Consider the following 20,357-nt stretch of genomic DNA (forward strand, 5'->3'; position numbering starts at 1 on the left):
TCAGGTGCTGGACTGTTCCGTGCAGGTCGCGATCGTGTCGAGCAGCGCCGCGAAGTCGTCCGCCTCGTCCGGGTCGAAGATCAGCGTGTCGCCGGGCGGGAGCACGACGGCCACCCGATCACCCATGACCAGGATCGACACGGAGCGATTCTCGCCTCCCGAGTCGTGGCAGGGAATCCGCCATCGGAGGTCATCGCTGTGCTCTTCGGTCGGCCGCATGTCGTCCTGTCCGCCGCGGGCTGGGTGGGCAGCACGACTGAACCGCGCGGGGCGCGCAGCGACAAGTGGAGTAGACCGAACGAGTACCCCAATCGTGATCAACCGCGTTGGGGTGCGGTGGTGCCGGTGTCCCTGGTCGTGCCGGGAGGGCGGCCGGCCCCGACGGGCCGTGGCCCACCGGCCGCTCTCCCGAATTTCCCCAGGGGTGAGTCTGAACACAGCAACCTTTCGGCGCTCCGGCATTCTCCGGGTTCAAGATCCACCACGACTACCCCCTTTAGTCGAGTCGATGTACTGATCGTGACCACCGGCGCCGCGGCCTCTAAGGTCTCGGGTCGGTTGCGGCCCCGCGCGCGGGGCGAGCGGGCGACTTGCCCCCGCGTCGTCCGCCGGAGGGCGGGTGGATCCGTTCCGCGCGCGTCCCGCCTGCGGGAAAAACGTGATGTGCGCATGCCGGACAACGCTGATCGGTTGCCGCCGCGGGCCGAAGTGCGTTCTTGCGCACGGACGGGAGGCCCGGGCCGGACGGTGCGGAAGGGTGGAGCGGCCCGGATGGAGGCGCCCGGACGAGGAACCGGGCGGCAGCGCAGAGTGATCGAGGAGCAGGGTTGATCGACAGGGTGACGCCCGCGGTGATCGCAGTCGTGTGCGGAGTCCTGCTGGCGGTGTTGTTGTTCGTGCCGTTCGTGGCCCGCGAGTACCGCTGGCGCGGCGGGCTCGGCGCGGGACGGATGCTGGTGGTGCTCGGTTTCGTCGTGCACTGCTGGGCGCTGATGACCTACACGCTGCTGCCGCTGCCGGAGGTCGGCCCGGGTTTCTGCGCCGATCCGGGCGAGTACGCCCCGCAGCTGGCGCCGCTGGACTTCCTCGCGGCCTCGGGCGGCGTCGGCGCGCTGATGCGGGATCCGATGGTGGGGCAGGCGTTGTTGAACATCGCGCTGTTCGTGCCGCTGGGCATGTTCGTGCGGCACCTGTTCCGCACCGGCCGCGCCGGCACCGTCGCGATCGGGTTCGCCACCTCGCTGCTGATCGAGACGACGCAGCTCACCGGGGTGTGGTTCGTCTACCCGTGCGCGTACCGGCTGTTCGACGTGGACGACCTGCTGATGAACACGCTGGGCGCGGCGTTCGGGCTGCTGCTGGCGCCGGTGCTGGAACTGGTCGGCGGGAAGGCGCCGACCCGCCCGATGACGCCGCGTCCGGTGACGGCGAAGCGGCGGCTGCTCGGGATGGCCTGCGACGTGGCGGCGCTGGTGCTGACGGGCGCGGCGCTGCACAGCGGGGTGGTGGCGGTGCTGCTGCTGGCGACCGGAGCGCCGTCGATGGTGCTGCCGGATCCGGCGCAGGCGCTGCTGAACGCCTGGTTGCCGGGGCTGCTGGTGCTGGTGGTGCCGACGCTGGTGGGCAGCGGCGGCACGCTGGGGCAGCGGGCGGTGCTGCTGCGCCCGGCGCTCCCGGACGGCGTGCTGCCCGGCAGGCCGCGGCTGCTGGTGCGGGTGTTCTTCGGCAGCGGGCAGTACGTGCTGCTGGTCGGTTTCGCCGACCTCGGCCCGAGCGAGGTGAACCGGCTGGCGGTCGGGTTCGCGCTGCTGTCCGCGGTCGCCGTCTGGTTCACCGCGGAGCACCGCGGCATCTCCGCCTGGCTCGCCGGACTGTCCATGATGGACACCCGGATGCCGAGGTCGAAGTTCCGCAAGCGCAAGGGCGATCCGTTCACCCCCGGCGAGACCATCCTCGTCGGCAGCCTCCCCACCTTCGAACCCGGCGGCCGCGACCTCCGCGACCTCGTCGACCCCCGAGGCGTCGGAGCCCACCGCAGATCCGACCGGTGATCATCCGGTCTGATCGAGGTCGCGAGCCAGCCGCGCCGCCAGTTCGGGATCGGCGTGGACTGCGGCGGTGTGCCGCCACTCGGTGATGAGCTGGAGGTGAGGTGCGATCGAGGTCGTCGTGCGGAGGGATTCCGCCAGCTCGGCGGCGAATTCTCGGGCGTCCTCGGCGGGGACGGAGTGCACCCAGGGGAAGGCTTGCGCGAGGAGCGCGGCGACATCTCCGTTGAGCACGTGATGGGGGAACTCGACTGGAGCCGTTCCAAGGTCTCCCGGATCGAGACCGCGATGACCTCGGTCAGCGTTCCGGACGTGCGAGCCCTGTGCGCCATCTACGAGGTCGACGGCGAGTTGGCGGAATTCCTGGTGGGGTTGTGCAAGCAGGCGAAGAAGCGCGGCTGGTGGCGCTCGTACGACGACGCGTTGACGGACTACTTCGGCGACTACGTGGAGCTGGAGTCGGAGGCCGCGTCGGTGTGCACTTTCCAGATCGACTTGATTCCGGGACTGCTGCAGACCGAGGACTACGCCCGGTCGATCATCGAGTCGTGGGCTCCGGACCTGCCGGACGATCTGGTGCGGCGCCGGACGGAGGTCCGGGTCGCCAGGCAGCAGCGGCTCGGTGACGGGCTCGCGTTGTGGGCCATCGTCGACGAATCCGCGCTGCACCGCCGCTGTGGCGACGGCGAGGTGATGTCCGCGCAGCTGGAGCACCTGCGCGAGATGTCCGAGCGCCCCGGCGTCACCGTGCAGGTGCTGCCGTTCGAGATCGGCACGCACGTCGCGATGGGCACCGCGTTCACCATGCTCGACTTCGCGACCCTGTACGACCCGGTGGTCTACCTGGACAATCTCAGCGGGGCGAGCTACCTCGAAGAGGCCGCGGAGGTGGACCGCTACCGGCAGGTCTTCGAGCACCTGCGGGCGAGCGCGCTGGACCCGCGCGTCTCCCAGCGCAGGCTCGACGAACTGCGCCATCGGCACGCGGCCTGACCGGAGGAGGAGATCGTGGGCGACGGCTTACCGCGGAACTGGCGCACCAGCAGCTACAGCAACGGTGGCGGTGAATGCGTCGAGGTGGGTGGTCTTCCGGATGGCGCGGCCGTCCGCGATTCCAAGGACCGCGCCGCCGGGCACCTGTCCTTCGACCGTCCGCAGTGGACGGACTTCCTGGCCGCCGTCGCCCGCGGGCGGTACCGGCGCTGAACGGCGAAGAGCCGCGCCCGCGCACGGGATTCCGTGCGCCGACGCGGCCCTTCCGCTCGGTTCAGCAGTCCGCCCGGTTCAGCGGTGCGCCCGGTTCAACAGTGCGCCCGGTTCAGCGGTGCGCCCGGTTCACCGCCGAGACCACCGCGCGCAGCGAGGCGGTGACGGTGGAGGTGTCGATGCCCGCGCCCCAGAAGACCTCGTCGCCCACCGCGCACTCCAGGTAGGAGGCGGCGCGCGCGTCGTCGCCCGCGGTCAGCGCGTGCTCGTTGTAGTCCAGCACCCGCACGTCGTGGCCGATGGTGCTCAGCGCGTCCACGAACGCGGCGATCGGGCCGTTGCCGGTGCCGGTGATCTCCTGCTCGCTGCCGTCCACGACGACCTTCGCGGTGACCGTCTCGTGGCCCGTCTCGCCGCTGAGGGTGCGGGACACCAGCTCCAGCGGGGAGCGCGGCTCCAGGTACTCCTCGGAGAACACCTGCCACATTGCGCTCGGCGACACCTCGCCGCCGTCCGAGTCGGTGCGGGCCTGCACCAGCTTCGAGAACTCGATCTGCAGCTTGCGCGGCAGGTCCAGCTGGTGCTCGCTCTTCATCACGTACGCCACGCCGCCCTTGCCGGACTGCGAGTTCACCCGGATCACGGCCTCGTAGCTGCGGCCCACGTCCTTCGGGTCGATCGGCAGGTACGGGACCTCCCACGGGTGGTCGGCCACGTCGGCGCCGGCGCGCTCCGCCTCGACGCGGACCGCCTCCAGGCCCTTGTTGATCGCGTCCTGGTGGCTGCCGGAGAACGCCGTGTAGACCAGTTCGCCGCCCCACGGGTGCCGCTCGTGCACCGGCAGCTGGTTGCAGTGCTCCACGGTGCGCTTGACGTGGTCGATGTCCGAGAAGTCGATCTGCGGGTCGATGCCCTGGCTGAACAGGTTCATGCCCAGCGCCACCAGGTCCACGTTGCCGGTGCGCTCGCCGTTGCCGAACAGGCAGCCCTCGATGCGGTCCGCCCCGGCCTGGTAGCCCAGCTCCGCGGCGGCGATGCCGGTGCCGCGGTCGTTGTGCGGGTGCAGCGACAGGATCACCGAGTCGCGGCGCGCCAGGTTCCGGTGCATCCACTCGATGGAGTCGGCGTACACGTTCGGCGTGGCCATCTCGACCGTCGCGGGCAGGTTCAGGATCACCGGGTTCTCCGGCGTGGCCTGCCAGATCTCGGTGACCGCGTCGCACACCTCGGCCGCGTAGGACAGCTCGGTGCCGGTGTAGGACTCGGGGGAGTACTGGAAGCGGAAGTCGGTGTCCGGGTACTTGCCCGCGTACTCCAGGGCCAGCTCGGCACCCATTTTCGCGATCTTCTTGATGCCCTCGCGCTCCTCGCGGAACACCACGCGGCGCTGGAGGATCGACGTCGAGTTGTACACGTGCACGATGGCGCGCGGCGCGCCCTCCAGGGAGGCGAAGGTGCGCTCGATCAGCTCCGGGCGGCACTGCGTCAGCACCTGGATCCGCACGTCCTCGGGGATCGCGCCGTCCTCGATGATCTCGCGGACGAAGTCGTAGTCCGTCTGGCTGGCCGCGGGGAAACCGACCTCGATCTCCTTGTAGCCCATCCCGACCAGCAGGTCGAACATGCGGCGCTTGCGGGCGGGCGACATCGGGTCGATCAGCGCCTGGTTGCCGTCCCGCAGGTCCACCGCGCACCACAGCGGAGCGCGGGTGATGCGCTGGTCCGGCCAGGTGCGGTCCGGCAGCGACACGTCCTCGACCAGCTCGTGGAACGGGCGGTAGCGGTGGTACGGCATCGCGGAGCCGCGCTGCGGGTTCCAGGGCTGCTGGTCGGCGGGGGCCTGGCGGGAAGGCGTGCGTACCCGGCCGGCGAAGGGGGCCTGGGGTTCCTGCGGCGAAGTCATCGGGTGTTCGTCTCCTGCTGCTGGTCGGATGTCAGAACCGCAGACCGGCAGGTTGCTACCCCGCGACGAGGGGCCGGCCTAACTGACCCCGTCGCGGCGGCGAAGCAGGAGAACGCGTGCCACGTCCGCCAGGTTAACCGCAACGGGTGCCCACGACGCAACCCCGGCATCCCACATGGTGGTCGGCCGCGACCGCCGGGCGGCGGAACACCGGCGCCGCCGGGCGGGGCAGACTGGGGATCATGGCTGCGAAAAAGGGGCGCTCCGGCATCGCCACCCTGATCAACGGCGCGGGCTTCCTGCTCGCCGTCATCCTGGTGCTGCACATCGTGTTCGTGCTGTTCGGACTGCCCAGCGAGAACGGGCTCGCCGACTCGGTGCGCGGCGCCGCCGAACCGCTGGCCCTCTTCTTCCCGGGGCTGGTGAAGACGACCAACGCCCAGTTGCAGCTGCTCCTCGACTACGGCCTCGCGGCCCTGTTCTGGGTCCTCGTCACCAGCCTCCTCGCCCGCGTCTTCGGCTGACGGCCGGTGCCCGGGTCACGAGGCGGACACGGGGGCTACTGGGTGGTAGTTCTGGGGAGTTGTCGCGTGTCACACTTCCGGGTATGTCGGAGAACGTCGGTGGGGCGACCACCGGTGCGCAGGAAAGCGACCTGCCCAGCGGAGGGCGACGGCGGCTGCGCCGCACCCACGACTGGGCGCAGAGCCGCGCCAAGGCCGTCGGAGCGATCGCCTCGGTGGCCCGCTGGATCGGCACGCTGATCGCGCTGGTGCTCACCGTCCACGTGGTGCTCACCGTCGGCGGCGCCAACCCGGACAACGGCATCACCCGGTTCGTCGCCGACTGGTCGCAACCCCTCGCGCTCGGCTTCGCGGACCTGTTCACGCCCGAAGACCCGCAGCTGGCGGTGCTGGTGAACTTCGGCATCGCCGCGATCTTCTGGCTGGTCCTCACGTCCATCGTGGTCCGGATCATCCGGGCGTTCGGCTGACGGGCGATCAGCCGGCCCCGACCCGGTGATGTGATGCACCGCAACGTGTGATGCTTGCACGGAGCCGGTGGAACAGCGGCTGAGCGGCGTGACAATGCACGCACTCAACCGCTCGGCGTGGAGCGCGGATTCCCCACCAGCGAGAGGGATGTGCGTGACACGGACCGAAGCGCTCGCCGGAACCACCAGGGCCACCCGCGCGCTGCTGCCCGCGTGGCTGCTCCGCATGCTGCGGCCCGCGCCGCTTCCGCTGGACTGGACGCGGATCGTCGCCGCCGCCCTCGGCATCGGCGGCCCCACCCTCGTCGGCCTCGGCGTCGGCAAGCTCGACGAAGCGGTGCTCGTGTCGCTCGGCGCGCTGTGCGCCAGCTTCTCCGACCTCACCGGCTCCTACCGGTACCGCATCCGCCGGGTCGGGCTCACCGTGCTCAGCGGCGGCTTCGGCTTCGCCGTCGGCGTCGTCGCCCCGAGCCCGCTGTGGGCGGCCGCGGTGGTCGTCGCCGTCGCGGTGCCCTCGGTGCTCGCCAGCCGGGTCAACGACCTGTGCGCCGCCGCGGGCGCCCAGATGCTCACCTTCTGCGTCGTCGCCACCGGGCACGTCACCACCGGCGTGCCGGTGGGCGAGCAGATCGGCTGGTTCGTGGCCGGGGAGGTGCTGCTGCTGGCGCTGGTCGCCGCCACCTGGCCGTTCCGCCGGGCCGCGCCCGCGCGCGGGGCCGTCGCCCGCGTCTTCGACGCGCTGCTGAAGCTGTTCGACGCCGCGGGCACCGACGCGGCGATCAACGCGCGCCAGGAGCTCACCCGGGCGCTCAACAACGCGCACGACATCCTCGTCGGCGGTGCTTCCATCTCGCGCAGCCGCGTGCACGACCGGCTCTACGTGGTGCTCACCCGTGCCACGCCCGTCGTCGAAGCCTCCGTGGCGCTCGCGCACGCCCGCATCCGGCCCACCGACCGCACCCTCGACGCGATGCGCGCCATCGCGCGGTGCGTGCGGGACGGCGGCACCGTGCCGCCCTACCGGCCCGCCACCTCCGGTTCGATCATGGTGCACGCGCTGGACCAGGGGCTCGCCGACCTCATCGACTCCTGGCGCCGCGCGAAGCGAGCCGACGTCCCCGACTTTCGGGCGCGCCTCGGCACCTGGGAGCGGCTGCGGTTGTGGCGCAGCGACATCAGCATCGGGCGCACCGGCTGGCTGCTGACGCTGCGCATGGTGCTGTGCCTCGCCGTCGCCGAAGGCATCGGGATCGCGTTGCAGTTCCAGAACTCGTACTGGATCGCGATGACCGTGGCGCTGGTGCTCAAACCCAACTCCGGGTCCGTGTTCGCCCGCACCGTGCTGCGCGGCATCGGCTCGCTCGTCGGCGTGGTCGTCGCCGGGGCGCTGCTGCTGGCCGTGCCGCCCGGCTGGGGGCTCGCGCTCGCCACCGTGCTCGTCGCCGCGTTCGTCCCCGAAGCGCTCAGCAGGCACTACGGGCTGTTCACCATGGTCGTCACCATGATCGTGCTGCTGCAGATGCACCAGAGCGACCTGTTCGCCGACCAGCTGCCCCGGGTCCGGCTCGTCGACTCGCTGCTCGGCTGCGTGCTCGTGCTCGTCGTCGGCTACCTGATGTGGCCGCCGGGGCGCAGCCCCGCGCTCGCGGGCAGGCTCGCCGACGCCGTCGACACCGTCTCCGAGTACGTGTCGCTGTCCATGGCCGGCCGCGTGCAGGGGCGCTCCGCGCTGCGCCGCCGCACCTACCGGGAGCTGTCCGACCTGCGCACCGCGCTGCAGCAGCAGCTCATGGAACCGGCCGCGGTGGGGCGCGCCGCCGAGGTGTGGTGGCCGTCGATCATCGTGCTGGAACGGCTCGTGGACGCCGCGACGGAGCGGGCGCTGCTGATCGAACGCGGCGGGGACGACCTGCGGCTCGAACACACGCAGCGGATCGTCTCGACCCTGCGCACCGCCGCCCGGCAGCTGCGCATCCAGCCCGACGCGCCCGCGCACAACCTCCGCAACAAGCTCACCGACGTCTACACCGAAGTGGTGTCCTGACCGGACGGATCAGCGGCGCTGGGCGAGTTCCGCCAGGACCGCTCCGAAGTGGTCGGCCGCCTCCTGGACGTCCGCGTAGCGCAACCACGTCGGGGCGAAGCCGAAGCGCAGCCGGCCCGGCCCGGCCAGGTCCACGACCACCCCGCGGGACGACAGCTCCTGCGCCACGTCGTGCGCGCGCCGGTGCATCACGCACACGTGCGCGCCGCGCCCCGCGCCGGACACCGGCACCGGTGCCACTGCCACCGGCAGGTCCCGCAGGCAGCGCACGAAGAACTCGGCCAGCCCGGTCGACTTCGCGGCCAGCGACCCGGGGTCCGCCCCGGACAGCGCGGCCAGCCCGGCCCGCAGCTCGGTGATCGAGAACGTCGGCGGCATCGCCCCGAACCCGCCGCGGCCGGGCGCCACCTCGGCGAGCTCCGCGCGCCGCCGCTGCGCGACGAACGAGAAGCCGGGCGCCCCGGAGCCCCCGCCGAGGTACCGGTATCCGCAGCCGACGGCGAAATCCGCGGCCCAGCCGCGCAGGTCCACCCGCACCGCGCCCGCGGAATGGCTCAGGTCCCACAGCGACAGCGCACCGCGCCGGTGCGCCAGGGCGGTCAGCTCCGCCGCATCGCGCACCTCCCCGGACAGCGGGTCGACGTGCGAGAGCGCGACCACCGCCACCTGGTCGTCGAGCTGCGCGGGCAGCTCGGCCGGATCGTCCACGAAGCGCAGCTCGCACCCGGCGGAATCGGCGGCCGAGCGGGCCAAGTAGTGGTCCGCGGCGAAGTCGTGCCGCCCCACCGCCAGCACCCGCCGCCCGGGCCGCAGCGCCGCCGCCGCGCGCAGCGCGTTGAACAGGTTCATCGACGCCGAATCGGCGACCACGACTTCCGCGGGCAGCGCTCCGATCAGCGGCGCCAGCTCGGCCGCCGCGAGCCGGGCCTGCCGGTGCAGCCCCGCGTCGATCTGCGGTTCGGGGGCGCGGAGCTCCCGCCGGTTCTCGACGAACTCGCGAAGCCGGGCCGAGGTGGCGCGCGGCCGCGGCCCGCCGCTGGTGCCGTCGAGCCGGATCACCCCCGCGGGCAGGGCGTAGCGGGCGCGCAGCGCGGCGAGCTCGTCGGCGCGGTCCAGCGCCTCCGCGGCCGCTCTCGGGCTCGTCCACACGAGTGAGAGTCATACCCCACCGATCTACCGCGCGTCACTGCCCGGACCGTTCTGCTCCCCCGATCCGGGCCGGTCGGGGGACGTCGCGGGCCTGCGAAAACAGACCGGGGCGCCGGATTCAGAACAGCGGTTCGCCCCACCGCTCGGTGAACACCAGGTCCGCCAGCGCCTTGCGGGAGCGCGGTGCGGCCTCCTTCTCCCGGAGCCGGTCCGGCATGCCGTCGGCGGAGCCGAGCCTGCCGACCGCGATCGCCACGACCGGCTCGAAGCCGTCCGGCACCGCGAACTCGGCGCGCACCGCGTCCCGGTCGAACCCGGCCATCTGGTGGGCGACCAGGCCCTCCGCGACGGCCTGCAGCACCAGGTTCTGCGCCGCGAGCGCCACCCCGTACTCGCCGTAGGGCAGCGGTTCCCCCTCGTCGTCGGTGGTCCGCGCGAGCCCGACGACCAGCGCGGCCGCCGCCGCGGCCCACCCCTTGTTGCCGCGGGAGAGCGTGCCGTGGATGCGGTCGAACACCGGCTCGCCGCGGCGCCCGGCGAGGAACCGGGCGGGCTGCGTGTTGCCCCAGGACGGCGCCCAGCGGGCCGCCTCGAACAGCGCGCGGAGCTCCCCGTCGCCGAGCTCCGCCGCCGGGTCCAGCGCCCGCGGGCTCCACCGCGCCGCGAGCAGCGGGTGCAGCGGCGCCGACGAGTCGGCCGCCTTGCCGTCCGGGATCTCGAACACCTCGGTCACTCCGGCCTCCTGTTCACCGTCAGATCGCGTACGACCACGCCGTCAGCGCGTACGCCCCGAACCAGGCGCCGAAGCACACGATCAGCACCGTCGAGCACACGGCGGTCGTCGTGCGCCGGTTCGCCAACCCGATCGCCACCGGGATCAGCAGCGGGAACGCGGGCAGCAGCAGCCGCACCTTCGAGTACATCAGCCCGTCCGAGCCGAGGTCCATCGCCAGCACCGCGAACGCGAACAGCACCAGCGGCCACGGCATCCGCGCCCGCACGCACAGCACCAGCAGCACCAGCGCGGCGAGCACGATCCACACCGTGAACGTCTCCAGCACGGACTTGTTCTCGGACAGCGTTTCGAGCATGAACTTCCCGGTCGCGACCCCGCCGTCGAACGCGGAGGACCAGCCGCGCTGCTGCAGCGCGAAGTAGCCGCCGAGCTCCCCGGTCTGCACCGCGACCCACCCCACGTACAGCACCATGCCCGCGGGCGCGAGCACCGCGCCGAGCAGCGGCCGCCACCCGTCCTCGCGCCGGAACAGCGCGACGAGCGCGGCGAGCCCCACGACGCCGATCAACGCCGCCGCGGTCGGCCGCACCAGCCCGGAGGCCGCGCAGCACAGCCCGGCGAGCGCCCAGTTCCGCTCCAGCACCCCCACCAGCGCCCACACCGCCAGCGCGCAGAACAGCGCCTCCGAGTAGGCCATGGACAGCGTCACCGACATCGGCGAGGCCGCGAACAGCGCCACCAGGAACAGCCCCGCTCCGCGGGTGCCGCCGACGGAGCGCCCGATCCGGGCCAGGCCGTAGGCGGCGACGATCCCGGCGATCAGGCTCACCGTCGTGGCGGCCCCGTCCAGCCCGAAGCCGGGGAACGAGCGCACCAGCCGCACCAGCACCGGGTAGCCGGGGAAGAACGCCAGCGGCGTCTCCGGGGACCGGTGGCCGTAGCCGTCGACCATGCTGTCCGAGACGCCGCCGTAGCCGTGCGCGGCGATCTCCAGGTACCACTCGCCGTCCCAGGCGCGCAGGTTGTCGCGGAGGGTCTCGTCGTTGGCCGCCGACAGCCAGCTGAGCACCAGCAGGCCGAACAGCCGGATTGCGAGGTAAACCACACCGGGTGCCAGGAAGGCCCACCGGGCGCCGAGGTCCGCGGCCCCGTCGCGGGCCCGTTCCCACCACCGCTGGGCGGGACGTTCTCGCTGGTCGTGGATGCTCTCGGCGGGCTGGGGATGTCGTGGCCCGACCGCCTCCGGAGTGGTGGACAACCCGCTCCTCCGCCCTTGTCGACAAACCGGCCTGACAGGTTAGTCGTCAGTCACGGCTATGGGTCTGGGCGGTAACGGTTCGGTAGGCTGGCGCAGCAGCGGAGCGACCAGTCACGGGCCGCTCGACCTGCCGGGTCGAAGCTGCTTCTCGCTGGTCGCGGGGCTCCCCGGTGCGCCGACTAACTCGGTGTGGCCGCGCTGGTGCTCTTCGTCCACCGGCGTCAGTGCGGGACCACTCCCGCACCCGGGACGACCGCTTCCTCCGGGCACCCATACCCGAGGAACGGCGCGAGGAGGTTAGTTTCACGTGGCGCTCGTCGTCCAGAAGTACGGCGGTTCCTCGCTGGAAAGTGCCGACCGGATCAAAAAGGTCGCCGAACGCATCGTGGAGACCCGCAAGGCGGGCAATGACGTCGTGGTCGTGTGCTCGGCGATGGGCGACACCACCGACGAGATGCTCGACCTGGCGCAGCAGGTGAACCCGTCCCCGCCCGAGCGGGAGCTGGACATGCTGCTGACCGCGGGGGAGCGGATCTCGAACGCGCTCGTCGCGATGGCGGTGGAGGCGCTCGGCGAGCAGGCCCGGTCGTTCTCCGGCTCGCAGGCCGGGGTGATCACCACTTCGGCGCACCAGAACGCGCGGATCATCGATGTGACCCCGGGCCGGGTGCAGGAGGCGCTCGCCGAGGGGCAGGTGGTGCTCGTCGCCGGTTTCCAAGGCGTCGCGCAGGACACCAAGGACATCACCACGCTCGGCCGGGGCGGCTCGGACACCACCGCGGTGGCGGTGGCGGCGGCCATGAACGCCGACGTGTGCGAGATCTACACCGACGTCGACGGCGTGTACACCGCAGACCCGCGGATCGTGCCGAACGCGAAGCACCTGGAGCGCGTCACCTACGAGGAGATGCTGGAGATGGCCGCGACCGGCGCGAAGGTGCTGCACCTGCGCGCGGTCGAGTACGCCCGCCGCTACGGCGTCCCGCTGCACGTCCGCTCGTCGTACTCACCCAAGCCCGGAACGATCGTGTCCGGCTCAGTGGAGGACCTTTCCGTGGAACAGGCGATGATCACCGGCGTCGCGCACGACCGGTCGGAGGCCAAGGTCACCGTGCGCGGTGTGCCGGACAACCGAGGCGTGGCGGGCAAGATCTTCCGCGTGGTCGCGGACGCCGAGGTCGACATCGACATGGTGTTGCAGAACGTCTCGGGCAGCAGCTCCGGGCGCACCGACATCACGTTCACCGTGGCCAGGGACAACGGTTCGGAGGCCGTCGCCGAGCTGGAGAAGATCAAGGACGAGGTCGGGTTCGAGGAGGTCGTCTACGACGACCACGTGGGCAAGGTCTCGCTGGTCGGCGCGGGGATGCGCTCGCACCCCGGGGTGACGGCCACGTTCTGCGAGGCGCTGTCCAACGCCGGCGTCAACATCGAGATCATCAACACCTCGGAGATCCGGATCTCGGTCCTGATCCGGGACACCCAGCTGGACGACGCGGTGCGCGCGCTGCACGGCGCCTTCGAGCTCGGTGGCGAGGAAGAGGCCGTGGTGTACGCGGGGAGTGGTATCTGATGGCACCCACCGTCGCGATCGTCGGCGCCACCGGTGCCGTCGGCACCGTCATGATCGACATCATCGACCACCGCGAATCCGTGCCGTGGGGCGAGATCCGGCTGATCGCCTCCGCGCGCTCCGCGGGCAAGAAGATCACCGTGCGCGGCCAGGAGCTGACCGTGGTGGAGCTCGCCCCGGAGGCGTTCGACGGCGTGGACATCGCGCTGTTCGACGTGCCGGACGAGATCTCCGAGCGGTGGGCGCCGATCGCCGCCGAGCGCGGTGCGATCGCCGTCGACAACTCCGGGGCGTTCCGGCTGGACCCCGAGGTCCCGCTGGTGGTGCCGGAGGTCAACCCGGAGCAGGTGCACCAGCGCCCGCGCGGCATCATCGCCAACCCGAACTGCACGACGCTGTCCATGATGGCCGCGCTCGGTGCGCTGCACCGCGAGTTCGGGCTCAAGGAACTGGTGGTGTCCTCCTACCAGGCCGCGTCCGGCGCGGGCCAGGAAGGCATCGACCGGCTGCACGCCGAGATCGCGGCGCTGGCCGGCAAGCAGGTCGGGGAGCGCGCCGGGGACGTCGCCGAGGCGCTGGCCGCGGCCGGGCTCCCGGCGGAGACGCCGTTCAAGGCGCCGCTGGCGCTGAACGTGGTGCCGTGGGCGGGTTCCCGCAAGGACGACGGCTGGACCTCCGAGGAACTGAAGGTCCGCAACGAGTCCCGCAAGATCCTCGGCATCCCGGACCTGAAGGTCTCCGCGACCTGCGTGCGCGTCCCCGTCGTCACCACGCACTCGCTCGCGGTGCACGCCGTGTTCGAGCGCGAGGTCTCCGTCGCCGAAGCGCACCGCGTGTTCGAGGCGCAGCCGACGATCGTGCTGCAGGACGACCCGGAGGAGCTGGAGTTCCCGACCCCGGCGGCCGTGGTCGGCGCCGACCCGACCTACGTGGGCCGGGTGCGGCAGTCGCTGGACTTCAGCAACTCGCTGGACTTCTTCGTGTGCGGGGACAACCTGCGCAAGGGGGCCGCGCTGAACACCTACGAGATCGCCGAGACGCTGGTGAAGTGATCTCGCGGACTCGCTGACGGGCGCCTTCCTCCTGGTCGGGAGGGAGGCGCCCTTCTACTCTCACGAGTGGGTGGAGCCCACCACCCGGCCTGGTGATCTTGCGGTCGATCCGCTCGAGCTGCCGTCCGGACGTGCCGATGCAGGGGCATGCCCGGGACGAGGTGGCCCGACCACCTGCTGACGCTGGCCGAGTTCGACGAGCTTCCGGAGGACGACTCGCGACACCACGAGCTCCAGGAAGGCGTCCTGCAGGTGTCCCCGAAAGCAGCCCTGCTGCACCAGCGAGCCGTGCACGCGCTCACCCGCGCGCTGACCGCGCAGCTGTCGGCGGAGTGGGAGGCGATCGGTCCGGCGCAGGTGGCGCTCGACGCCACGTGGCCGCCGACGGTGCGCACCCCCGACGCGGTGATCGTCCCCACCTCCGTGGTCGACCTCAACCCGAACCGGGTGCACGCGAACGTGGTCGCGGTGGCGCTGGAAGTCGTCTCCCCCGGATCGCGGAGCACCGACCGCATCGTCAAGCCCTACGAGTACGCGCGGGCGGGGATTCCGCACTACTGGGTCGTCGACATCGACGAACCGGTGAGCCTGACCGCGTACCGGCTGGTCGACGGCGGCTACGAGACCTGCTTCGACGGGGCGGGAACCTTCAAGACGACCGCGCCCTTCGATCTCGCACTCGACCTCCAGAACCTGGTCCGGCGCCTCCCGGGCCGCTGACCGGCACGCGGGGACCCGCCACCGCGCCCGGTTAGGTTGGGGGCATGAGCTCCGCACCCGTCGTCCTCGGCATCGATCTCGGCACCACGGCGACGAAGGTGGTGGCCGCCACCGCGGACGCGGAGGTGCTGCACCGGACCGAGCGCGGCTACCCGCTGCGCACCGAGGAGACCGGCGAGGCGACGCAGGACCCGCGGCAGGTGCGCGACGCCGCCGTGCGGGCGCTCACCGAGTGCGCGAGCTGGGCCCGCGAGCACGGGCACGAGGTGCGCGGGCTGTCGTTCAGCACCGCCATGCACACCCTCGTCGGCCTCGACTCGGCGGGAGAACCCGCCACCCCCGCGTTCAACTGGGCCGACACCCGCGCCGCGGACGTCGCCGTGCGGCTGCGCGCCGACCCGTCCGCCGCCGAGCTGCACCGGGCCACCGGCACGCCGGTGCACACCCAGTCGGTGATGGTGAAGCTCGCCTGGCTGACCGGGGAGCGGCCGGAGCTGGTGCGCGGCGTCGAGCGCTGGTGCGCGTTGAAGGACTACGTGTTCGGCGCGTTCGCCGACGGGTTCACCACCGATTCCTCGCTGGCCTCCGGCAGCGGGTTGCAGGACGTGCACGCGCTCGACTGGTACGGCCCGGCGCTGGAGGTGGCGGGGGTCCGCGCCGAGCAGCTGCCGCGGATCCTCGCGCCGACGGACGTGCTGCCGCTGACCGCGTCGATGGCGGCGGCCACCGGGTTGCCGTCGGGGCTGCCGGTGGCGCTGGGCGGCGGGGACGGGCCGCTGGGGAACCTCGGCACCGGGGCGATCAGCCCGGGCGTGGCCGGCTTGTCGCTGGGCACCAGCGGGGCGCTGCGCGTGGTGCGGGACCGGCCCGGCGTGGACGCGGGGTGCCGCACGTTCAGCTACGCCCTCGCCGACGGGCTGTGGGTGATCGGCGGTGCGGTGAGCAACGGCGCCGTCGTCGGGCAGTGGGCCGCGGAGGCGTTCGGCGTGGACGTCGCCGACCTCCTCGACGAGGCGCTGGCGGTGCCGCCCGGCGCCGACGGGCTGCTCGCGCTGCCCTACCTGCTGGGGGAGCGGGCGCCGTGGTGGGAGGCGGGGCTGACCGGTGCGCTGGTGGGCCTGCGCCGCTCGCACGGCCGCGCCGAGATCACCCGGGCCGTCGTGGAGGGCGTGGCGCAGCAGCTGGCGCTGGTGAAGGAGGCGGTGCTCGACGCGGGCGCCGAGGTGCGCGCGGTGCGGGCCACCGGCGGCGGGTTCCGCAGCGAGGTGTGGTCGGCGGCGATCGCGGCGGCGCTGGACATGGACCTGGAGCTCACCGACAGCAGCGGCGGCTCCGGGCTGGGAGCGGTGCTGCTGGGCTGGCGGGCGCTCGGCGAGCTCGACTCGTTGCAACACGCGGCCCGCCTGGTGCGGCCGGAGCGGACCGCGCACCCCGACCCGGAGGCCGCGGCGCTGCTGGCCCGCCGCCGCCCCCTGATCGACCGGCTGCACGGCACCCTCCGCGAACTCGACCTGTGATCGGGCTCCGCGCGGCCCGTTCGACCACGGGCGCGGGCGGGGCGATCGGGCACCGCTGGGCCGGACGGGGCTCTTTTGACTCGTTCCAGTTTTTTCGTGGCACAATGGTGGGGCCATGAACCAGCGCAGCGGCCCCGCGACCAGGGGCGTCGACCACGCGGACGGGCACTCGGCCCGCCTCCGCGAGCGGTTGCGCGCCAGCGGGCTGCGGGCCACCCGGCCGCGGATCGCGGTGCTGCGCTGGCTGGCCGGTCACCCGCACTCGACCGCCGACCAGGCGGCGAACGCGGTGCGGCCGGAACTGGGCTCGGTCTCCACCCAGGCCGTCTACGACGTGCTGCACGCCTGCACCGACGCCGGACTGCTGCGGCGGATCGAACCGGCCGGGCATCCCGCCCGGTTCGAGTCCCGGACCGCCGACAACCACCACCACCTGGTGTGCCGGGCGTGCGGGCGGACCGAGGACGTCGACTGCGCGCTCGGCGCCGCGCCCTGCCTCGACCCGGTCGATCCGGCCGGGTTCGCGGTGGACGAGGCCGAGATCGTGTTCTGGGGGCTGTGCCCGGACTGCCGTCCGGACGCGGACCCCACCGGCGACGACCGGCTCGCCGGCACCGACCGGGGCGACCGAACCGCCCCTCGCCGCTGACTGCGGCATCCCACCACAAGGTCCAGGCCCGGGTTCCCGGGCCTGGACCGGGGCCGGGCTCCCGGCGCGTTCCGGCGCTCGACGGGGTCCGGAGCCGGGCGCTCAGCGGTGCATGCGCGAGGCGATGAGCCGTTCGCAGCTGCGCAGCACCACCCGCACGGCGTCCCGGTGCGCGCGGTCGTGCAACGGGTTCACCGCCTGGTCCCGCCAGCGCGCCAGCGCCGCCCCCGCCTCGTCCGCCAGGATCGCTTCCAGGGTGTCCGGTTCCTGGCCGAGCCGGGCGGCCGCGCTCGGGCCGTGCGCGCCGAGCAGCCGCCGCGCCTCGTTCTGCAGCGGCCGCGGGAAGCTCAGCTGACCCGACTGCAACGCCGACAGCAGCCGCATCTCCTCCCACTCCGGCGCGTTCGCCAGCAGCCGCTCGAACTCGCCGTGCAGCTGCCCCACCCCGGGCCGCGGGTTGGCGCGCAGCACCATGTCCACCGCGAGCAGCGCGGACCGGGCGCGCAGCACGTCCTGCCGCTCGACGAACTGCTGGTGCACCGCTTCCTGCAGGTCGTTGAGCCTGCTGGCCTCCAGGAGCACGGCGCTCAGCTTCTTCTGGTCGGTGATCCCCTCGCCGAGCGCGGTCAGCGCCTGCGCCAGCCCGAACCGGCCGAAGCGGTCCATCAGGTCCTGGCGCGCACTCGGCGGCACCGATTCGGGCGTGGGGTTGTTCGCGAACCGGTCCGAGGACAGCAGCAGCGTCTCCAGCGCCTTCTCCGGGAGCTGCCGCAACCGCACCAGCGCGGCGAAGTCCTCCGCGGTGAGCGTGACCGCGGCCTGCCCCAGCAGCCCGATCACCGGGATCGCGTACTGGGTGAACGACCGCACCACCGGGTCGTCCCGCCAGCGCAGCGCGATCCGCTCGGCCGCGGCGACCGCGCCACCGCCGCCGTTGCCGGTCTCGTCGGCGCGGGACAGCGTGATGATCGTGTTGATCGGAGCGCGCCGCGCCAGCTGCAGCTCGTGCACCGATTGCAGGAACTGCACGTCGGTCTGCTGCGGGTAGCGGGTCAGGTACAGCACCGCGTCCGCCTCGGAGAGGATCTGCGCGAGCGCCGAGCGCCCGGTGTCCTGCACCGCCGAGGACGACACCCCGGGTGTCTCGATCAGCGTGATCGCCTGCAATCCGGGGGAGGGCGCTTCGATCACCAGCCGCGACACCTCGTCCGGCCGCCAGCGCTGCAGGTCGCGGATGGTCGCCGGGTCCAGCGTCGTCACCGGCACGTTCTGCACCGCGCCGTGCGGGGTGTGCACGGTGATCCGCGACTCCGGCCCGTACTGGTAGAAGGTGTTGACCTGGGTGCTCTCCTCGGCGGCGGTCGGCGCGAGCACCTGCCCGACCAGCGCGTTGATCAGCGTGGACTTGCCGGAGCCGACCCGGCCGCTGACGGCGATGCGCAGCGGCTGGTCCAGCCGCTCCAACCGGCCCCGCAGCCACGCCGAGGTGCGCGGGTCGTCCCGGTATAACGTCATGGTGCGGATGAGCAGGGCGCGGGAGCGCTCCAGCAGGTCGCTCCGGGGCTGGTCGGGCGTGCTCATGCCGCGCTGATGCGGTTCGCGGTCAGCATCCCGGCCCGCCTGCGCAGCAGCGCCAGCTCCTCCAGCTTGCGGCGGATCTCGCGCGCCCGGTCCTCGCGGTCCACGGCGCTGCGCTCGGCGACGCGCTTGATCTCCTGGATGGCTCGGCTGATCTCCATCTGGGCTTCCTCGGTGAGCTGGGTGAAGTGCTGGTGCAGCGCGCGGTGGGTGGCCCGGATGACGTCCTTGGCGTCCTTGTTCACGTGGAACACCACGTTCTCCACGTAGCGCTGCGCGGTGGTCTTGGCCTCGGCCTGGCGGCGGCGCAGCCGGGCGTCCTTCTCCTCGCCGAGGCTCCGGCTGCCCAGCACCAGGCCCGAGCAGATGGTCACGACGTTCAGCAGCCCCAACCCGAGCTGGCTGGTGATCAAGCCGAACATGAGCACGCCGCCGTAGGAGCCGCGCAGCCCCGTCAGCACCTGGTCGAACCGCTTGTAGGTGCCGTTGCTGGGCTGCTTGAGCGGGGCGACCTGGTCGAACGGGTCCGGCAGCGGTGCCTGCTCGATGTGCGGCCGGGCGCCCGGGTACTCGCGCAGGAACTCGTCGGTGATCCGGTCGCGGAGCTGCTCGCGGCGGCTGTCCAGCCAGCTGAAGTTCTCCTCGATGGCGGTCAGCAGCGCGCCGTCGAGCCAACCGGCGAAGTCGTCCCAGACGGGCACCGGGTCGGCTTCCTCCAGGGTTTCGCCGATCTGGGTGGTGATCGCCCAGGTCCGTTCCCGGAAGTCGAATTCGATGTCGGCGAACAGTTCGCCGATCCCGTCGCTGAGCGCCTTCTGCCAGCGGCCGGTGATCCGGCGCAAATCTTCGGAACGCCGCTGCGCCGTTTCCAGTTCGATCAATGTTTGCGCGGCGGTGCGCGGGCTCTGCCCGGCGAGTTCGGCCTTCAGCGCCTCGCTGAGTTCGTCGACGGCGTCGGCGACGTTCTGCGCGACGAGCCTGCGGGTGAGCTGGTCGTGCTTGCCGAGCGCTTCGCCGCGCAGGTATTCGACCAGCTGCGGGAAGCCGGATTCGGCGTTGAGCGCGGCGTCCTTCGCGTGCATCGCCTGCATCCGGATCGTGGAGGACACCGGGAAGATCTTGGCGTTGATCCCGGCTCCGGCGAGGTGCCGCTGGTTGACCTCGACGACCTTCCGCCAGTGCGGGGTGACGTCGGTCTTCGGCTGCACGAGCGCCACGTTCGGGCACAGCTTGGCGACCTTCTTCAGGAAGGTCAGCTCGTTGTGGGTGAGCTCCTGGGTGGCGTCCGAGACGATGAGCAGCACGTCCGCTTCCGCGACGACGCCGAGGGTGCGGGCGGTGAGGGTGCTGGAGGTGGCGCCGAAGCCGGGCGTGTCCATCAGCACCAGGCCGTCCTTGAGCACGGCGCGGGGGATGCCGACCTCGCCGCGGCTGACGGGTCGGCCGTTGCCGATGGCCTGCCCGATGCGTTCCCGCACCTGCTCGACGGGGACGGGGAACCGGTCGAGGGCGGCGGGCCCGCCGGTGGGTTCCTGCTCGACGACCTGGGCGGTCGGGTGGTCGGAGTGCCGCACGAGGGTGGGCACGAGCGTGGTCACGTCGTCGCCGGAGTCGCACACCGATGCGTTGACCAACGCGTTGATCAGTTCGCTCTTGCCCTGCTTCGGTTCGCCCACGACCAGCACCAGCTGGGCGGGATCCAGAACGCGCGTCCGGATTTGGCGCAGCCGGTTGTGCAGGTCGGGGCGCTGCTGCTCGGCGCATTCCGCGGTCGCGCGATCGATCAGTTCCACCATCGCCGTCTCGATCACAGCAGCGATTGTGGACCGTTACACAGCGAAAGGAAAACCCGAGCGGGTGACTTGTGTCAGGACTGTGGTGTGGTAATGCGAAAGCCGGGTTCGCGCGGAATGCGCGAACCCGGCTTTCA

The 20,357-nt window shown here is 72.2% G+C and carries 19 protein-coding genes; 11 read left to right on the plus strand and 8 right to left on the minus strand.

Annotated elements, in window-relative coordinates; all coding sequences use genetic code 11:
- Window positions 1-141, minus strand: coding sequence for a hypothetical protein (locus H1226_RS01145; RefSeq protein ID WP_224957092.1), 141 nt, complete (start codon window positions 139-141; stop codon window positions 1-3).
- 686 nt (window positions 142-827) lie between these two features.
- Between H1226_RS01145 and H1226_RS01150 the strand changes: the two genes are divergently transcribed.
- Window positions 828-2,051, plus strand: coding sequence for a VanZ family protein (locus H1226_RS01150; protein WP_258345082.1), 1,224 nt, complete (start codon window positions 828-830; stop codon window positions 2,049-2,051).
- Here the strand turns inward: H1226_RS01150 and H1226_RS01155 are convergent, their stop codons facing one another.
- Window positions 2,052-2,234, minus strand: coding sequence for a hypothetical protein (locus tag H1226_RS01155; protein WP_258345084.1), 183 nt, complete (start codon window positions 2,232-2,234; stop codon window positions 2,052-2,054).
- Between the two features lie 12 nt (window positions 2,235-2,246).
- Between H1226_RS01155 and H1226_RS01160 the strand changes: the two genes are divergently transcribed.
- A complete protein-coding gene (locus H1226_RS01160) occupies window positions 2,247-3,041 on the plus strand; it encodes a helix-turn-helix domain-containing protein (protein ID WP_258345086.1) in 795 nt (264 codons plus the stop codon).
- A 15-nt stretch (window positions 3,042-3,056) separates the two neighbouring features.
- On the plus strand, window positions 3,057-3,254 hold the full coding sequence (locus H1226_RS01165) for a DUF397 domain-containing protein (protein ID WP_258345088.1): 198 nt from the start codon (window positions 3,057-3,059) through the stop codon (window positions 3,252-3,254).
- A 112-nt stretch (window positions 3,255-3,366) separates the two neighbouring features.
- Here the strand turns inward: H1226_RS01165 and leuA are convergent, their stop codons facing one another.
- Window positions 3,367-5,157, minus strand: a complete 1,791-nt coding sequence (gene leuA, locus H1226_RS01170; RefSeq protein WP_224957203.1) for a 2-isopropylmalate synthase — start codon at window positions 5,155-5,157, stop codon at window positions 3,367-3,369.
- Between the two features lie 242 nt (window positions 5,158-5,399).
- Between leuA and H1226_RS01175 the strand changes: the two genes are divergently transcribed.
- From H1226_RS01175 to H1226_RS01185, 3 genes are all read left to right on the plus strand, one after another.
- Window positions 5,400-5,681 (plus strand): hypothetical protein, encoded by a 282-nt coding sequence (locus H1226_RS01175; RefSeq protein ID WP_224957204.1) that lies wholly within the window; start codon window positions 5,400-5,402, stop codon window positions 5,679-5,681.
- An 83-nt stretch (window positions 5,682-5,764) separates the two neighbouring features.
- On the plus strand, window positions 5,765-6,151 hold the full coding sequence (locus H1226_RS01180) for a hypothetical protein (protein ID WP_224957205.1): 387 nt from the start codon (window positions 5,765-5,767) through the stop codon (window positions 6,149-6,151).
- Between the two features lie 154 nt (window positions 6,152-6,305).
- Window positions 6,306-8,195: an FUSC family protein gene (locus tag H1226_RS01185; RefSeq protein WP_258345091.1), complete on the plus strand. Its 1,890-nt coding sequence runs from the start codon at window positions 6,306-6,308 to the stop codon at window positions 8,193-8,195.
- A 9-nt stretch (window positions 8,196-8,204) separates the two neighbouring features.
- Here H1226_RS01185 and H1226_RS01190 read toward each other — a convergent pair whose 3' ends face one another.
- The 3 genes from H1226_RS01190 to H1226_RS01200 all read right to left on the minus strand — a co-directional run bounded on the left by H1226_RS01190 (window position 8,205) and on the right by H1226_RS01200 (window position 11,338).
- A complete protein-coding gene (locus tag H1226_RS01190) occupies window positions 8,205-9,344 on the minus strand; it encodes an aminotransferase class V-fold PLP-dependent enzyme (protein ID WP_258345092.1) in 1,140 nt (379 codons plus the stop codon).
- Window positions 9,345-9,462: 118 nt separating this feature from the next.
- Window positions 9,463-10,077, minus strand: a complete 615-nt coding sequence (locus H1226_RS01195) for a nitroreductase family protein (protein WP_224957208.1) — start codon at window positions 10,075-10,077, stop codon at window positions 9,463-9,465.
- A gap of 19 nt (window positions 10,078-10,096) precedes the next feature.
- Window positions 10,097-11,338: a glycosyltransferase family protein gene (locus tag H1226_RS01200; protein WP_258345093.1), complete on the minus strand. Its 1,242-nt coding sequence runs from the start codon at window positions 11,336-11,338 to the stop codon at window positions 10,097-10,099.
- Window positions 11,339-11,645: 307 nt separating this feature from the next.
- On the opposite strand from H1226_RS01200, the gene H1226_RS01205 reads away from it, so the two are divergent.
- The 5 genes from H1226_RS01205 to H1226_RS01225 all read left to right on the plus strand — a co-directional run bounded on the left by H1226_RS01205 (window position 11,646) and on the right by H1226_RS01225 (window position 16,849).
- Window positions 11,646-12,911 (plus strand): aspartate kinase, encoded by a 1,266-nt coding sequence (locus H1226_RS01205; protein WP_224957210.1) that lies wholly within the window; start codon window positions 11,646-11,648, stop codon window positions 12,909-12,911.
- Window positions 12,911-13,963 (plus strand): aspartate-semialdehyde dehydrogenase, encoded by a 1,053-nt coding sequence (locus H1226_RS01210; RefSeq protein WP_258345099.1) that lies wholly within the window; start codon window positions 12,911-12,913, stop codon window positions 13,961-13,963. The genes H1226_RS01205 and H1226_RS01210 overlap by 1 nt, the downstream gene beginning before the upstream one ends.
- Before the next feature lie 147 nt (window positions 13,964-14,110).
- Complete coding sequence (locus tag H1226_RS01215; RefSeq protein WP_258345101.1) at window positions 14,111-14,683, plus strand: Uma2 family endonuclease; 573 nt, start codon at window positions 14,111-14,113, stop codon at window positions 14,681-14,683.
- A 44-nt stretch (window positions 14,684-14,727) separates the two neighbouring features.
- Window positions 14,728-16,200, plus strand: a complete 1,473-nt coding sequence (locus tag H1226_RS01220; RefSeq protein WP_258345103.1) for a gluconokinase — start codon at window positions 14,728-14,730, stop codon at window positions 16,198-16,200.
- A gap of 115 nt (window positions 16,201-16,315) precedes the next feature.
- Window positions 16,316-16,849 (plus strand): Fur family transcriptional regulator, encoded by a 534-nt coding sequence (locus H1226_RS01225; protein WP_258345105.1) that lies wholly within the window; start codon window positions 16,316-16,318, stop codon window positions 16,847-16,849.
- A gap of 102 nt (window positions 16,850-16,951) precedes the next feature.
- Here H1226_RS01225 and H1226_RS01230 read toward each other — a convergent pair whose 3' ends face one another.
- Both H1226_RS01230 and H1226_RS01235 read right to left on the minus strand, forming a co-directional pair.
- The gene (locus H1226_RS01230) at window positions 16,952-18,430 is read right to left on the minus strand and encodes a dynamin family protein (protein ID WP_258345107.1); all 1,479 of its coding nucleotides are present in this window, start codon (window positions 18,428-18,430) and stop codon (window positions 16,952-16,954) included.
- On the minus strand, window positions 18,427-20,238 hold the full coding sequence (locus H1226_RS01235) for a dynamin family protein (protein ID WP_258345117.1): 1,812 nt from the start codon (window positions 20,236-20,238) through the stop codon (window positions 18,427-18,429). Before H1226_RS01235 ends, H1226_RS01230 begins: the two co-directional genes overlap by 4 nt.
- Window positions 20,239-20,357: the final 119 nt, after the last annotated feature.

The sequence above is a fragment of the Saccharopolyspora gregorii genome, assembly GCF_024734405.1.
Classification (GTDB): domain Bacteria; phylum Actinomycetota; class Actinomycetes; order Mycobacteriales; family Pseudonocardiaceae; genus Saccharopolyspora_C; species Saccharopolyspora_C gregorii.